General features: G+C 71.7%; 11 protein-coding genes and 1 pseudogene. 6 read left to right on the top strand and 6 right to left on the bottom strand.

What is annotated here, in order from left to right:
• The first annotated feature begins 57 nt into the window (after positions 1-57).
• Both ACWDAG_RS05505 and ACWDAG_RS05500 read left to right on the top strand, forming a co-directional pair.
• Positions 58-1,131: a hypothetical protein gene (locus ACWDAG_RS05505; RefSeq protein WP_450694279.1), complete on the top strand. Its 1,074-nt coding sequence runs from the start codon at positions 58-60 to the stop codon at positions 1,129-1,131.
• A 176-nt stretch (positions 1,132-1,307) separates the two neighbouring features.
• Positions 1,308-2,117, top strand: coding sequence for a putative protein N(5)-glutamine methyltransferase (locus ACWDAG_RS05500; protein WP_450694278.1), 810 nt, complete (start codon positions 1,308-1,310; stop codon positions 2,115-2,117).
• 27 nt (positions 2,118-2,144) lie between these two features.
• Here the strand turns inward: ACWDAG_RS05500 and ACWDAG_RS05495 are convergent, their stop codons facing one another.
• The 3 genes from ACWDAG_RS05495 to ACWDAG_RS05485 form a co-directional block, all read right to left on the bottom strand.
• Positions 2,145-2,582, bottom strand: coding sequence for a glutaredoxin domain-containing protein (locus ACWDAG_RS05495; protein WP_450694277.1), 438 nt, complete (start codon positions 2,580-2,582; stop codon positions 2,145-2,147).
• A gap of 22 nt (positions 2,583-2,604) precedes the next feature.
• Positions 2,605-3,333 carry a hypothetical protein gene (locus ACWDAG_RS05490; RefSeq protein WP_450694396.1) on the bottom strand — a complete coding sequence of 243 codons (729 nt, stop codon included), beginning with the start codon at positions 3,331-3,333 and terminating at the stop codon, positions 2,605-2,607.
• 135 nt (positions 3,334-3,468) lie between these two features.
• A complete protein-coding gene (locus tag ACWDAG_RS05485; protein WP_450694276.1) occupies positions 3,469-5,535 on the bottom strand; it encodes a SpoIIE family protein phosphatase in 2,067 nt (688 codons plus the stop codon).
• A gap of 273 nt (positions 5,536-5,808) precedes the next feature.
• On the opposite strand from ACWDAG_RS05485, the gene ACWDAG_RS05480 reads away from it, so the two are divergent.
• Together ACWDAG_RS05480 and ACWDAG_RS05475 are read left to right on the top strand one after the other, a co-directional pair.
• Entirely contained in the window at positions 5,809-6,684 is an 876-nt protein-coding gene (locus tag ACWDAG_RS05480) for a hypothetical protein (RefSeq protein ID WP_450694275.1), read from the top strand.
• 104 nt (positions 6,685-6,788) lie between these two features.
• Positions 6,789-7,157 carry a hypothetical protein gene (locus tag ACWDAG_RS05475; protein WP_344398485.1) on the top strand — a complete coding sequence of 123 codons (369 nt, stop codon included), beginning with the start codon at positions 6,789-6,791 and terminating at the stop codon, positions 7,155-7,157.
• Here the strand turns inward: ACWDAG_RS05475 and ACWDAG_RS05470 are convergent.
• Positions 7,138-8,385 carry a M20 family metallopeptidase gene (locus tag ACWDAG_RS05470; RefSeq protein ID WP_450694274.1) on the bottom strand — a complete coding sequence of 416 codons (1,248 nt, stop codon included), beginning with the start codon at positions 8,383-8,385 and terminating at the stop codon, positions 7,138-7,140. The two genes, ACWDAG_RS05475 and ACWDAG_RS05470, sit on opposite strands and share 20 nt — an antisense overlap.
• Before the next feature lie 115 nt (positions 8,386-8,500).
• Here ACWDAG_RS05470 and ACWDAG_RS05465 point away from each other — a divergent pair, with 115 nt between their 5' ends.
• Positions 8,501-10,516 (top strand): FAD-dependent oxidoreductase, encoded by a 2,016-nt coding sequence (locus ACWDAG_RS05465; protein ID WP_450694273.1) that lies wholly within the window; start codon positions 8,501-8,503, stop codon positions 10,514-10,516.
• Positions 10,517-10,546: 30 nt separating this feature from the next.
• Complete coding sequence (locus ACWDAG_RS05460; RefSeq protein ID WP_450694272.1) at positions 10,547-11,098, top strand: PadR family transcriptional regulator; 552 nt, start codon at positions 10,547-10,549, stop codon at positions 11,096-11,098.
• A 28-nt stretch (positions 11,099-11,126) separates the two neighbouring features.
• Here the strand turns inward: ACWDAG_RS05460 and ACWDAG_RS05455 are convergent, their stop codons facing one another.
• Positions 11,127-11,693: a hypothetical protein gene (locus ACWDAG_RS05455; RefSeq protein ID WP_450694271.1), complete on the bottom strand. Its 567-nt coding sequence runs from the start codon at positions 11,691-11,693 to the stop codon at positions 11,127-11,129.
• Positions 11,694-11,870: 177 nt separating this feature from the next.
• A pseudogene (locus ACWDAG_RS05450) lies at positions 11,871-12,840 on the bottom strand (fibronectin type III domain-containing protein).
• Positions 12,841-13,138: the final 298 nt, after the last annotated feature.

The following is a 13,138-nucleotide window of genomic DNA, read 5'->3' as shown; positions in this document are numbered from 1 at the left end:
GTATAGTACAACTTGATGTGAGAGTTGTATAAGCCAACCATCTGGAGGTTGTGAGCGATGAGGTCTCCGGCCCTGCGCCACGTGATCACGCACCTGATCACCCCGCTGCTGATGTGCATCGGCATGGGACTCGCGTACATGGGGGCGTTCGTCACCCCGGAGCCCCACCACCTGCCCGTCGCCGTCGTCGGCTCCGGCCCGCAGGCGAAGGTGTTCGCACAGACCGTCAAGGACAAGGCGGGGGACAGGCTGGACGTCCGCACGGTCGCCACCCGCTCCGAGGCCGTCGGCCTGCTCGGCTCCCGTGACATCACGGGCGCCTACGTGCCCAGCGCGAAGTCGCCGGAACTGGTGGTCGCCAGCGCCGCCTCCGACATGGACGCCACGGCCGTCGAGAAGGTCTTCACACCCGTCGCCGCCGGGCAGGGCGTCCCGCTCAAGGTCACCGATGTGGCCGCACCGGTCGACGACGACCCCACCGGGCAGGGCCTGTTCTTCCTGCTGATCGCGCTGAGCATCGGCTCCTACGCCTCCGTCGCCGCGCTCGGCGCCGCCGGCGCCGGCCTGCCCATGCGGCTGCGTGCCCTGCTGGCACTGGGCGTCTCCGCCGTCGTCAGCGGCATCGGCGCGCTGCTCGCCGGGCCCGTCTTCCACCTCGCCCACCACGACCTCGCCGGCCTGTGGGGGATGGCCTGGCTCTACTCCGCGGGCATCCTCTTCGTCGGCGTCGGCCTGCACACCTTCCTCAAGCGCTGGACCACCCTCGCCATGATGGTGCTGTTCGTCATGCTCAACTTCACCAGCTCCGGCGGTCTGTTCCGCCCCGACCTGCAGAACGGCTTCTTCGGCACCCTGCACGCCTTCTGGGACGGCGCCGGATTCGTCGAGGGCGCGCGCAGCCTCCTGTACTTCCACAGCGACGGCCTGTCCCGCAACGTATGGACGCTCGCCGCGTGGCTGCTGATCGGGCTCGCCGTCACGGTGCTCGCCGCCGCGTACGAGCGGGCGCGGGGCCGGGCGCAGGCGCCCGCCACCGTAGCCGCGCCGGTCCGCGTGACCGAGGAACACGAGGCGGAAGAGAAGGCCGAAGAGGAAGCGGAGGAGGAGGTCGAGGAGACGGTCGGCGTCTGACGCGTTGCGGTAGTGTGGGCGCCCGGCCGTGGAGTCTCCCGGCCACCGAAGACCGAGGAGGTGGGACCCATTACCGCAGTGTCAGGTCGGGTGCTCACACCTCGAGTCGACGCGGGCCGCCGGCAGTAGGCGACCGCGAGAGCGCCCTTCGACTTACCGAAAGGCTCTCGGCTTTCATGCCTCCTCTGTCTCCTTCACCTTCCTCCCTGCCGTCGTCCTCCACCCGTGAGTCCGTCGTCGCCGCGCTGCGCGCCGCGGGCTGCGTCTTCGCCGAGGACGAAGCGGAGTTGATCCTGGCCGCCGCGCGCACGCCGGAGGAACTGGCCGCCCTGGTCGACCGCCGGGTCTCGGGGCTGCCCCTCGAACTCGTCGTCGGCTGGGCCGAGTTCCGGGGGCTGCGCATCGCCGTGGAGCCCGGCGTGTTCGTGCCCCGCCGCCGTACCGAGTTCCTCGTCGACCAGGCCCTCGCCCAGGCCCCGAACGCCTCCGTCGTCGTCGACCTGTGCTGCGGCTCGGGCGCCGTCGGCGCGGCCCTGGCGACCGCGCTCGGCCGGGTCGAGCTGCACGCCGCCGACATCGATCCGGCCGCGGTGCGGTGCGCCCGCCGCAATGTCGGCGCCGTAGGCGGCCGGGTCCACGAGGGCGACCTGTTCACGGCGCTGCCGGACGAACTGCGCGGTCGTATCGACATCCTCGCGGCCAATGTGCCCTACGTTCCCAGCGGCGAGGTCGGCCTGCTGCCCGCGGAGGCCCGCGACCACGAACCGCTGGTCGCGCTCGACGGCGGCGCGGACGGACTCGACGTCCTGCGCCGGGTCGCCGCCGAAGCACCCCGCTGGCTCGCCCCTGGCGGCTGCCTCCTGGTCGAGACGAGCGAACGGCAGGCCGCAGCGGCCGTCGACGCCTTCACCTGCGGCGGGTTGAGGGCACGTCTGGCGGCCTCCGAGGAGTTGTACGCCCATGTCGTGATCGGCGTCCGCCCCTGAACTCGCCTTTGCGGACACCGTTCCCGGTCAGGCGGGAGGGGAGAGCTGTTCGCGCACCCATTCCGGATCGGGGTTCGTGTGTGGCCGGCCCTTCACGACGACAGTCGGTACGGTCTCGTTGCCGTCGTTGGCTTCCCGCACTGCCGCCGCGCCGGCCGGGTCACGCCAGATGTCCACCCAGTGCAACTGATGGGCGCTGCGGCCCAGTCGGAGGCGCAGTCGCAGACAGTACGTGCAGCCGGAGCGCCAGAAGACGACCGGTCGGCCGTCGACCGCGCTGCGGCGTTGTGCCTCCGGCCAGCTGATCGACTGTGGGAAGACCAGGGGCGAGTTCACCCCTGCGAGCGCCACGAACACCAACAGGAGGGCCACTGCGGCGGCCGGGCTGCCTCTGAAGAACTCCTCGGTCGCAACGGCCGAGCCGCAGAGGACCATGAGAAGCGGCAAGATCCAATGACGCGTCATGACGACGCAGACTATCGGTGCCTCAGGTCGTGGCGCCGCTGCCCGACGGGCTCGGGAATGGTGCGTGGCCCCGCCAGTCCCTGTGGCCGTGGCCCGGGAACCTGCCGTGCCAGTCGCCGGGGCCCTTGCGGTCGAAGGTGCCGGACATCGCGCGGGTGGCGGTCCGGGTACCGTCGTCGGAGCGGGTGCCGGCCAGGAGGGCGGTCTCGCCCTTCTTGAGGTCGCCGGGGCCCGAACCCTTCGTACCGTCATGGAACACGGCGGTGCCGGAGTTGACGGTCCATGTCCACCGGGCACCGTCGTCGCTCTTGAGCGTGACCTGGTCGCCGTCGACCTTCTCCACGGTGCCGCGCTGCCAGATCCGTACGACCCACTTGCCGGTGTCCTGGTCCTTCACCGTCGTCTCGCCGTGCACCCCCATGCCGCCGAAGCCGAAACCGAACCAAGGGCCGACGCCGTGCCGGCCGCGGGGGCCGTCCGGCGAAGGGGAGGCGGACCCGGACGCGGAGGGCGTGGCGCCCTGGCCGGAGCCGCCCGAAGTGGTGGCGTAGGCGACCGTGCCGCCGAGGGCCAGCACGGCGACCGTGGCTGCCGCGGCCACCGCACGCGCCCGGCGGGAGCGGCGCCGCCACGGCCCCGGCTCGCGGTCCGGGCCGCCCGGACCGGTCATCACTTCCATGTCCGGGTTCGTCTTGAAGCGCCCGTCAGGCGGCTCGCCCCCGGCGGTGGGTTCCTGGTCCGGCTCGTGCATCACGGCTCGCTCCCATCGGCCACGGCAGGCGCTTCTCCGTGCCATGCCTTGCTGTGATTGTCGAATGCGGGCGATAAGGAACCCGTAATCAGGAGCTGTGAGAGCCCCGGCGACGCCCCCGGTCGCCTCGGGCCGTCAGCCCGGCTTCTGCACGCGTGCGATGAGGAGTGCCACGTCGTCGGAGTTGTCGGGCTGGTGCAGGGTCCGCAGCAGGAGGTCGCAGACCTCTTCCAGGGGGCGGTCTGGGCCTTCGAGGAGGGAGAGCAGGGCGTCCAGGCGCTCGTCGAGGGGATGCTGCCGGGTCTCCACCAGGCCGTCGGTGTAGAACACGAGACGGTCGCCGGGCTCCAGGTCGACCGTGGTGGTGGAGAAGGCGACCCCGCCCACGCCCAGCGGTACGCCCGTGGGCAGTTCCAGCAGCTCCGGGGGGTGCCCGGGCTGCAGCCGGACCGGCGGCAGATGACCGGCATTGGCGATCCGGCACTGCCGCAGCCGTGGATCGTGGACGGCGTACACACAGGTCGCGATCGAGTGGTCCAAGCCCTCGGTGATCTTGTCGAGGTGTTCGAGGAGCCGGGCCGGATCGAGGTCGAGGGAGGCCAGGGTGTTGGTCGCGGTGCGCAGCCGGCCCATGGTCGCGGCGGCGTTGATGCCGCTGCCCATCACATCGCCGACCACCAGCGCCGTCTTGCCGCCGTCCAGCGGGATCACGTCGAACCAGTCGCCGCCGACCTCACTGGTGGCTCCGGCGGGCTGGTAGCGGGAGGCCACTTCGAGGCCGCCGGTCACCGCCGGATGGCTGGGCAGCAGGCTGCGCTGGAGGGTGAGGGCGGTGTCGCGGGCGTTCTGGTACCAGCGGGCGTTGTCGATCTGCACGGCCGCGCGGGACGCCAGCTCACGGGCGAGCAGCAGGTCGTCCTCGCTGAACGGCTCCGGGTTGTGCGTGCGCTTGAGGTCCAGGGCGCCCAGCACCTCGCCGCGGGCGATCAGCGGCACCGCCAGATACGAGTGGACGCCCGCCTCGGCGAGCAGCTCCGCGGCCTCGGGGGAGCGGGCGATGCGCGGCAGGTCCGCGGGCGCGACCTCCCGCACCATCACCGGCCGGCCGGTGCGCACGCACTCGGTGACCAGGCGGTCGGGGCCGTACCGGGTGACCTCCCCGGGCGGGTCGGCCGCCCGCAGCGCCTCCGGGGCGCCGTCCGCCTGCACGGCGAGGGCCCGGATCACCGCCGGCTCCGTGGGGCCCAGGCTGCTGCGTCTGCCCGCGACCACCGCCTCGAGGAGGTCCACGGCGGCTATGTCGGCGAGCTCCGGCACGGCGACGTCGGCCAGTTCGCGGGCGGTGCGGTCCAGCTCCAGGGTGGTGCCGATGCGGGCGGAGGCGTCCGCGATGACCTGCAGCCGCCGACGTGCGGACTCCGCCTCGACGCTCGCCCGGTGCTGCTCGGTGATGTCCACGACCGAACCGGCCACGCCCAGCACGGTCCCGACGGCGTCCTCCAGCCGGTACAGCGAGAGCGACCAGGCGCGCTCCTCGTCCGGATCGGCCGGGGTCCAGCCGGTCGCCTTCTGGTCCACGAGGGGGCGCCCGGTCTCCAGCACATGACGCGCCGCACCCTCGATGGCCTCGACATCCAGGTGCGGCAGCACCTCGCCGATCGAGCGGCCGATGTGCTCCTCGGCAGCGATCCCGTTGAGCCGCTCCAGGGCCGGATTGACCGACACGTACCGCAGATCGGTGTCCAGGACGGCCAGCCCGATGGGGGACTGCGCGATCATCCGGGTGGACAGCGCCACATCCCGCTCCAGCTGCCGTACGGTCGACCGGTCGGCGCACAGCCCCAGCGCGTAGACGTCCCCGTGGTCGTCCAGCAGCCGCATGTTGCGGAACTCCACCAGACGCGTGCTGCCGTCCTTGCGCCGAATGGGGAAGGCGCCGGCCCAGCTCTGGCCGGTGACCATGACATCGGCGAACAGTTTGACCACCAGGTCGACGTGCTGCTCGTGCACCATGATCCGGGCCGCGTACTGGCCGAGGGCCTCCTGCGCCGGATAGCCGAACAACTCCTCGGCCTGCGGGCTCCACAGCACGATGCGTCCCTCGGCATCCAGGACCACCGAGGCCACGCGCAGCACGTCGAGCAGCCCACTCGGCTGTACCGACTCCTCGCCCTCGGCCACCGGAAACCCAGGTGCACTCATTCCACGCACCGCCTTCGCCCGTTCGCGCGGCACGCCGTCCCCCGTGCCGACTCCCCATGTTCTACCGCGCTCAACCGTCCCTGTGACGACCCCGTCGCCCACCTCCACCATCCCTCAACACGGTGGGGACCGTCCCCCGGAGCCGTGACGACAGTACCCGGTACGGACCGTCACCGAGCCGACGACCCCCGTTACCGTCTTGGTCTGTACATGACTACGTCATGAGGCCAGACTGTCCGCCGAGCACGCCCCACCCCCCATGGAGGAGCCCCCATGTCCCTGCGCGCCCGGCAACGTTGTCACGCCGCCCTGACCGCGGCCCTCGCCCTCGCGGCCGCGGCAGTCCTGTCCGCCGCTCCGCCCGCCTCGGCGGCCGACACCTGGACGGAAGTGGGCTCGGACCGCGCCGATCCGCTGACCGAGAGCCAGGGCCTGACCTCCGTCGAGGTCCCGGCGAACAGCCCCAACCGTTACACCGGCATCGGCACGATCCCCACCGGCGTCTCCAGTCGCGGCTGGAACCACGTCGGCGACCCCGACGCCTCCTACAACGGCTACTACGTCGAGCCCTACCAGGCCGACTCGGGCAACGCGAAGATGTTCCGCGTGCAGGCCCCGGGCGGGGCCTGGTCGGAGTACGTCCACACGCTCAGCTCCGGCGAGGCGCCGAACAACTCCTGGGTCGCGATCTCGCCCGACGGACAGTGGATGCTGGCCGGCGAGTACGGCACCATGAGCCGCTTCCTGGTGTTCCCGACCCCCGGCGTCAACGCGAGCACCTCGCCCTCGGCCAACCTCCCGCAGGCCTCCACGGTCAACCTCGACCACGCCGTACGCGACGTACAAGGCTGCGACTTCTCCGGCCCGACGACGCTGCTGTGCTCCTCCGACGACCCGGCCGGCGCACTGTTCGGCATCACCAAGCCGCTCCTCCAGGTCGACCTGTCCGCTCCGCCGAACGGCACGTCGGACGTCTCCGGCCATGTCACCGCCCTACGGCAGCTTCCGCTGCGCAGCTCCTGCTCGGGCACCTTCGAGGTCGAGGGCATCGACTACGACCGCCGGGACGGCACCCTGCGCGTGATCGTCGTGTCGCCGGGATTCTGCGTCCTGACGGACAGCAAGACCTACCGCTTCAAGCGGAGCTGAGTCTCTCGCTGGTCCGGTGCGGCCAGTGGTGCTTTTCTGGGGGTGTGGCGCGGTTCGCGGGGAACTCGCGGTACCGCGCCACAGCCACGAGAGGAGCGATCACGATGGATCGTCAGCGCTCGCACGAGGAGCCGGTCTCCCTCGAGATCAGCGGATGCAGCAAGGAGGACGCCCGGATCGTGTTCGACGCGCTGTGCGCGTGCTTCGAGTCCGATCGGGGTCCGGACGAGGTGCCGGAGCAGCTCCATGAGACCCGGCCGATGGTGTGGCTCGGCACGTTCGAGGTCACCGATGCGCATGAGTGTCCGGCGCCGGGGCGGCTGTCGTCCTCCGTCGAGGTCGATGCGCAGGGTGGGTACTGGGCGATCGAGCGGTTGCGCAGCACGCTGGATCCCCTGTTCACGGTGCGGGATCTTTCCTCGGCGTCGGGGGATCAGGAGCGGGAGTTGCACGTCATTCTTGAGAGTCGGTGAGGATTTCGACTGCGGCGCTGTGGGGGCTGGTCGCGCAGTTCCCCGCGCCCCTTGAGGGGGGTGCCGGGCCGTCGGTCAGTAGGCGCAGCGCGGCTTGCCTGTAGATGGCGTGGACCCTGGGCAGGTCTGTGAGGCAGGCGCGCTCGTCCGTGCCGTGCAGGCCCTCGTAGCGGACGCCGAAGCCTGCTGTTGCCGGGATGCCCTCCGCCGCCAGTAGATTGCCGATGTTCGATGGGCCGGCGGTCTTCGCGTGGACCGTCAGCCCCTCCCGCGCGGCTGCGTCCCGTAGTGCGGCGGCGGGTTGCTGGTTCTCGGTCAGGCGGTACGGCGGCCAGGAGGCCACCTGGGTGATCACGGTCGGTCTCGGGCCGGGAAGCAGTGCGTCCAGCTCGGCGACCGCTCCGCGCACCAGAGCCTCGGCCTCGTCGGCGTCGAAGGACGGCGTGGTGCGGATGTCGATGCCCAGTTCGCATCGGTCGGGGACCACCGAGAAGCCCTCGCCGCCGTGGCAGGAGGTCACCGTCAGTTTCGGCGGCAGCGGGAACTCGCCCTGGGCGGCCGGTAGTTCGGCCTCCTCCAGCAGGTGTACCAGCCGCGCCGCCCGGGAGACGGCGCCGCGCGCCGTGCGCCGCGATCCGGAGTGGCCCGACTCCGCGTGCACCGCGATCGTGGCCCGCCAAAGCCCCCGCCCGCCGACCACCACCTCGTCCGGGCCGGGGTAGCCGATCATCACCCCCGCCGGGCGCACCGCGGCCGCGTCCGCGAGATAGGCCCGGGCCCCGCCGAACCCGCCGGTGTGCTCGTCGACGTCCAGCAGTACCGCGAGCCCGCCGTGCAGGTTTGCCGCCCGGGCGTGCACCTCCGCCGCGATCCGGCAGAACATCGCCGCCGCCAGCTTGGAATCGGCCGCGCCGCGGCCTCGCAGCCATCCGTCCACGACGTCCCCGCAGTCCGGCGGGAACGACCAGGCGTCCTCGTCGCCGTAGGGGGCGGTGTCCAGGCAGGCATCCAGTGCCCACCACGGCCCCGGCCGGCCACCCGCTACCTCCACCAGCAGGGCGACAGGTCGGCCCGCGTCGTCGTACAGGCGGCGATATGGCAGGTCACGGGCGGTGAGCCAGTCGCCGAGGACGGTGAGGACGGGGCCGTAGTCGTCGATCCCGGCCCGGCTCGGGCGGCGGATCAGTGCCTGCGCGAGCTCGATCACCTCGGTGTCTTCGGGGCTCATGAGGTCACTGTGCCCGGAGGTGGTCCGTGTCACCCCTGCCCGCTTATGCAACTAGTTGCAAAACCTGGTCGGGGTCCTCTACAACAGAGGCACCACACCGCGCATGGAGGGCCCGATGAGCCGATACCCGCATCTGCTGAACCCGCTCGACCTGGGCTTCACCACGCTGCCCAACCGCGTCCTCATGGGCTCCATGCACGTCGGCCTGGAGGAGGCCGAGCGCGGCTTCGAGCGCATGGCGGAGTTCTACGCCGCCCGGGCGCGCGGGGGAGTGGGTCTCATCGTCACCGGCGGCATCGCCCCCAACGACGCGGGGCGCCCGTACGAGGGCGGCGCCAAGCTCACCACCGACGCGGAGGCCGAGCAGCACCGGCAGATCACCGAGGCCGTACACCGCGAGGGCGGCCGGATCGCCATGCAGATCCTGCACTTCGGCCGGTACGCCTACCACCAGGACCTGGTCGCCCCGAGCCCCCTCCAGGCGCCGATCAGCCCCTTCCCGCCCCGCGAGCTCACCGACACCGACATCGAGCGGACCATCGACGACTACGCCCGCGCCGCCCGCCTCGCCCGGCAGGCCGGCTACGACGGTGTCGAGATCATGGGCTCCGAGGGCTACCTCATCAATGAGTTCATCGCCGCCCAGACCAACCGGCGCACCGACCGCTGGGGCGGCTCGTACGAGAACCGCATGCGCTTCCCCGTCGAGATCGTCCGGCGCGTGCGCGAGGCCGTCGGCGAGGACTTCATCATCATCTACCGGCTGTCCATGCTGGACCTGGTCCCGGGCGGTTCGACGTTCGAGGAGGTGATCACCCTCGCCAAGGCCGTCGAGGCGGCCGGTGCCACGATCATCAACACCGGCATCGGCTGGCACGAGGCCCGCATCCCCACCATCGCCACCTCCGTGCCGCGCGGCGCGTACGCCTGGGTCACCAAGAAGCTCATGGGCGAGGTGTCCCTCCCGCTGGTGACGACCAACCGCATCAACACCCCTGAACTGGCCGAGGAGTTGCTCGCCGAGGGGTACGCGGACATGGTCTCCATGGCCCGCCCGATGCTCGCCGACCCCGACTTCGTCAACAAGGCCGCCGAGGGCAAGCCGGAGGCCATCAACACCTGCATCGGCTGCAACCAGGCCTGCCTCGACCACACCTTCAGCCTCAAGATCACCTCCTGTCTGGTCAACCCGCGCGCCTGCCACGAGACCGAACTGGTCCTCTCGCCCACCCGGCTGAAGAAGCGTGTCGCCGTCGTCGGGGCCGGACCGGCCGGACTCGCCTGCGCGGTGTCGGCGGCCGAGCGCGGCCACGAGGTCACCCTGTACGACGCCGCGAGCGAGGTCGGCGGCCAGCTCAACGTGGCCCGCAAGGTCCCCGGCAAGCAGGAGTTCGACGAGACCCTGCGCTACTTCCGCCACCAGCTCGACGCGCACGGCGTGGACGTACGCCTCAACACGCCTGTGGAGGCAGGGGACTTGAAGGGATACGACGAGGTCGTCGTCGCCACCGGCGTCACCCCGCGCACCCCGGACATCCCGGGCATCGACCACCCGAGCGTCGTCGGCTACCTCGACGTCCTGCGCGACAACGTCCCCGTCGGCGCCCGCGTCGCCATCCTCGGCGCGGGCGGTATCGGCTTCGACGTCGCCGAGTTCCTCACCGACGGCGGGGACAAGGCGAGCGAGGACCCGGCGACGTACTTCCGTCAGTGGGGCGTCGACATGGACTACCGGGCGCCCGGCGGCCTCATCGCCCCCGAGCGACCCGCCCCGCCGCGCACCGTCCACCTGCTGCAGCGCAAGACCAGCAAGGTCGGCGCGGGCCTGGGCAAGACCACCGGCTGGATCCACCGCACCGAACTCAAGCACCGCGGCGTCACCATGGTCCCGGGCGTCCGCTACGACCGCATCGACGACGCCGGCCTGCACGTCACCGTCGGCGAGGAGAGCACCGTGCTGCCGGTCGACACGATCGTGCTGTGCACCGGACAGGAACCGCGCCGCGGCCTGTACGAGGAACTGGTCGCCGCCGGAGTCGGCGCGCATCTGATCGGCGGTGCGGACGTGGCCGCCGAACTGGACGCCAAGCGTGCCATCAAGCAGGGCACGGAGCTGGCGGCGGCCCTCTAGGGGCCCTGCGCCCGTCCCTAGGATGACGCCATGTCACTCCCGCACGCGATCCTCACCGCCCTGCTCGAAAAGCCGTCCTCGGGGCTGGAGCTGACCCGCCGGTTCGACAAGTCGATCGGCTACTTCTGGTCGGCGACGCATCAGCAGATCTATCGCGAGCTGGGAAAGCTGGAGGCCGAGGGGCACATCCGGGCGCTGCCGTCCGAGCAGCCGGCCCGCGGGCAGAAGAAGAGCTACGAGGTTCTGCCCGCGGGCCGCGCCGAACTGGCCCGCTGGACCGCCGCGTCCCGGGACCCCAAGCCGCACCGCGATGTGATGCTGCTGCGGCTGCGGGCGGCGGCCGTGGTGGGCACCGCCGGTCTGGAGGCCGACCTGCGCCGCCATCTCGACCTGCACCGGCTGCAGTTGGCCGAGTACCGGGAGATCGAGCAGCGCGACTTCCCGCCCGGCAAGGACACCCCCCAGGACCGGCTGCGGCACCTGGTGCTGCGAGCCGGCATCGACCTGGAGACCTTCTGGACGCAGTGGCTCACACACGCACTGGAGGAGTTCGCCGAACTGCCCGGTTCCGAGCCGGAGTGAGCTCTGCGGCTAGGGGGCCCGGCTGCTGTCAGAGCCGGTTCGGCCGCGTACGCCGGCGCAGGTACCAGCCCGTGGCGATGACGCCGGTGCCCACCAGGGCGGCGCCCACCCCGACCGTCAGCGGGCCGTAGTCCTGGACCGCGCCGCCGACACCGCCCCTGACGCCGAGCGAGGGCGAGGGCCTGGTGGTGGCCGAGATGGTGGCGGCGGGAGTGGTGGTGGGCGTGGGGGTGGGAGTGGTGGCGGAGGAGACGACGACACTCTGGGTGCCCGCCGGGGTGCCGTTCGCGCAGACGACCGTCACGGTGTACGTGCCGGGGCTCACGTTCGACCAGGCCGCCGACTGCAGGGTGGCGGTGCCCGTCAGCGTCGCCTGACGGGCCGGCCGGCTGCTGCTGAGCAGCGTAGCGGTGCCAAACCCATTGCTGCCGTGCACGGAGCACACGCTCGTGGTCACCGAAACAGTGGATCCGCTGGTGCTCACGGAGATCCCCGACCCCTGCGCCGCGGCCGGCACGGCGGCCAGGGCGAGTGGGAGCGCGGCGGCGGCTGCCGCGGTCAGGGCGGAGCGAACGACTTGCTGAGAGTTGCGCATTGGACTGCCCTCCGACGGCACGGTTGGCGGTACATCCCTTGCGCCGCCGAGGGTCGGGAAACGTCCGTGCTGCCTCAGGTGCAGCCAACGTCCCCGCGGCCCGCCCCGCATGCGGACCGCCTCCGGGCAGGTGACGGATTCCTCCGTCCGGCCCATGCCGCAGGGTCGTCACCGCCGTCAGCCGCGGGTCGCCCCGGTGGTCACCGTCCGCTCCACCGAGAAGCCGCCCCAGGTGCCGTCGGGCAGCCTGGCCCGGATCCGCACGCGATGGCGCACGCCGGCCTCCCGGCCGATGTAGAAGGAGTACGACGCCCGGTCGCGCGGCGCGTCCCCGCCGTAGACCAGGGAGGTGGCCGCGCGGTCGTCGAGGCGGATCTGGTACTCCGTCACCACGCTGTCGGTGCGCGGTGGGATCCAGCGCAGGTCGAGGTAGTAGGCCCCGTCGACGCGGTGGCTCGTCACCCGGAAGGCGGTGGGTGCCGTGTTCCGCCCGTCGTCGGAGCCCGGCGTGGTGAGGCGGACAGTGGTGCCGGGAGGCGAGAGGTTGTCGGCGGCGTCGCGGGCGCGGACCGTGAAGGCGTAGCGGGTGCCCGGCCGCAGCCCGGTGACCACGGTCGCCGTCTGTGCCCCGCCCACACTGTGGATCTTGGCGGTGCCCTGATAGACGTCGTACGACACCACGGCCCGGTCGTCCCTCGACGCGGACCAGGACAGCTCGACGGCCCTGCTGCCGACCGCGCGGCCGCACACCTTTCCCGGGCCGGTCGGGGCCGTGTCGTCCGCTGCCACGACCGCCGGAGTGGCCGCCCGCACCTGGCGGCCGGGCGGTCCGAGCCGGCCTTCGGTGTCGCGGGCCCGCACGGTGAAGACGTACCAGGTGGACGGCCTGAGCCTGGTGACGTCCACCATGTGCTGGGAACCGGGCACTTCCTCGACCTTGGTGGCGCCGCGGTACACCTCGTAGGCACTGACGCGAGGGTTCGCGGACACGGCGTTCCACATCACATGGACGCTGGTCGAACTGCCCGCCGCCGCGGTCACTCCGGTGGGGGCCGCCGGCAGCCCGCCGTCCTCCTCCCCGGCTCCGCTCCCGCCGCAGGATCCGACCAGGGCCCAGTGCGGCACAGAGCGCCAGGGATCTGCACATGAGCACGGTGTCCTGACGCACGGCTCCGCCTCCGGGACGACACGGCGGTAATGGTCCGGACCAATATGGCGTGGCTGACGTGATCGCATCAAGGGTGCGGTCGCGGTCGACAGCATGGGTGACGGCGTTGCGGACCGCTCGCCGGAGTTACGTATGCTGAAGCTCCTCCCGGCTGAACTCTCCCTGAGGGTTGCTGAGTTCATGTCGGTGGCGCGGGCCGCTGTCGTCGCTGTTCCCGCGCCGGACGCGGGGGCCCGGGCCGCCGGAGCCGAGGCAGGCTCGGGTGGCCCGGCCCCTG

The organism is Streptomyces sp. NPDC001157 (genome assembly GCF_053598255.1).
This window is presented reverse-complemented; position numbering and strand designations above follow the sequence as displayed.

Bases quoted from the DNA above. Each gene is read 5' to 3' on its own strand.
- ACWDAG_RS05480 (WP_450694275.1), top strand. From the start codon at position 5,809: ATGTCCCTGCGCGCCCGGCAACGTTGTCACGCCGCCCTGACCGCGGCC.
- ACWDAG_RS05470 (WP_450694274.1), bottom strand. From the start codon at position 8,385: ATGAGCCCCGAAGACACCGAGGTGATCGAGCTCGCGCAGGCACTGATC.
- ACWDAG_RS05500 (WP_450694278.1), top strand. From the start codon at position 1,308: ATGCCTCCTCTGTCTCCTTCACCTTCCTCCCTGCCGTCGTCCTCCACC.
- ACWDAG_RS05495 (WP_450694277.1), bottom strand. From the start codon at position 2,582: ATGACGCGTCATTGGATCTTGCCGCTTCTCATGGTCCTCTGCGGCTCG.
- ACWDAG_RS05505 (WP_450694279.1), top strand. From the start codon at position 58: ATGAGGTCTCCGGCCCTGCGCCACGTGATCACGCACCTGATCACCCCG.
- ACWDAG_RS05490 (WP_450694396.1), bottom strand. From the start codon at position 3,333: ATGCACGAGCCGGACCAGGAACCCACCGCCGGGGGCGAGCCGCCTGAC.
- ACWDAG_RS05460 (WP_450694272.1), top strand. From the start codon at position 10,547: ATGTCACTCCCGCACGCGATCCTCACCGCCCTGCTCGAAAAGCCGTCC.
- ACWDAG_RS05485 (WP_450694276.1), bottom strand. From the start codon at position 5,535: ATGAGTGCACCTGGGTTTCCGGTGGCCGAGGGCGAGGAGTCGGTACAG.
- ACWDAG_RS05465 (WP_450694273.1), top strand. From the start codon at position 8,501: ATGAGCCGATACCCGCATCTGCTGAACCCGCTCGACCTGGGCTTCACC.
- ACWDAG_RS05455 (WP_450694271.1), bottom strand. From the start codon at position 11,693: ATGCGCAACTCTCAGCAAGTCGTTCGCTCCGCCCTGACCGCGGCAGCC.
- ACWDAG_RS05475 (WP_344398485.1), top strand. From the start codon at position 6,789: ATGGATCGTCAGCGCTCGCACGAGGAGCCGGTCTCCCTCGAGATCAGC.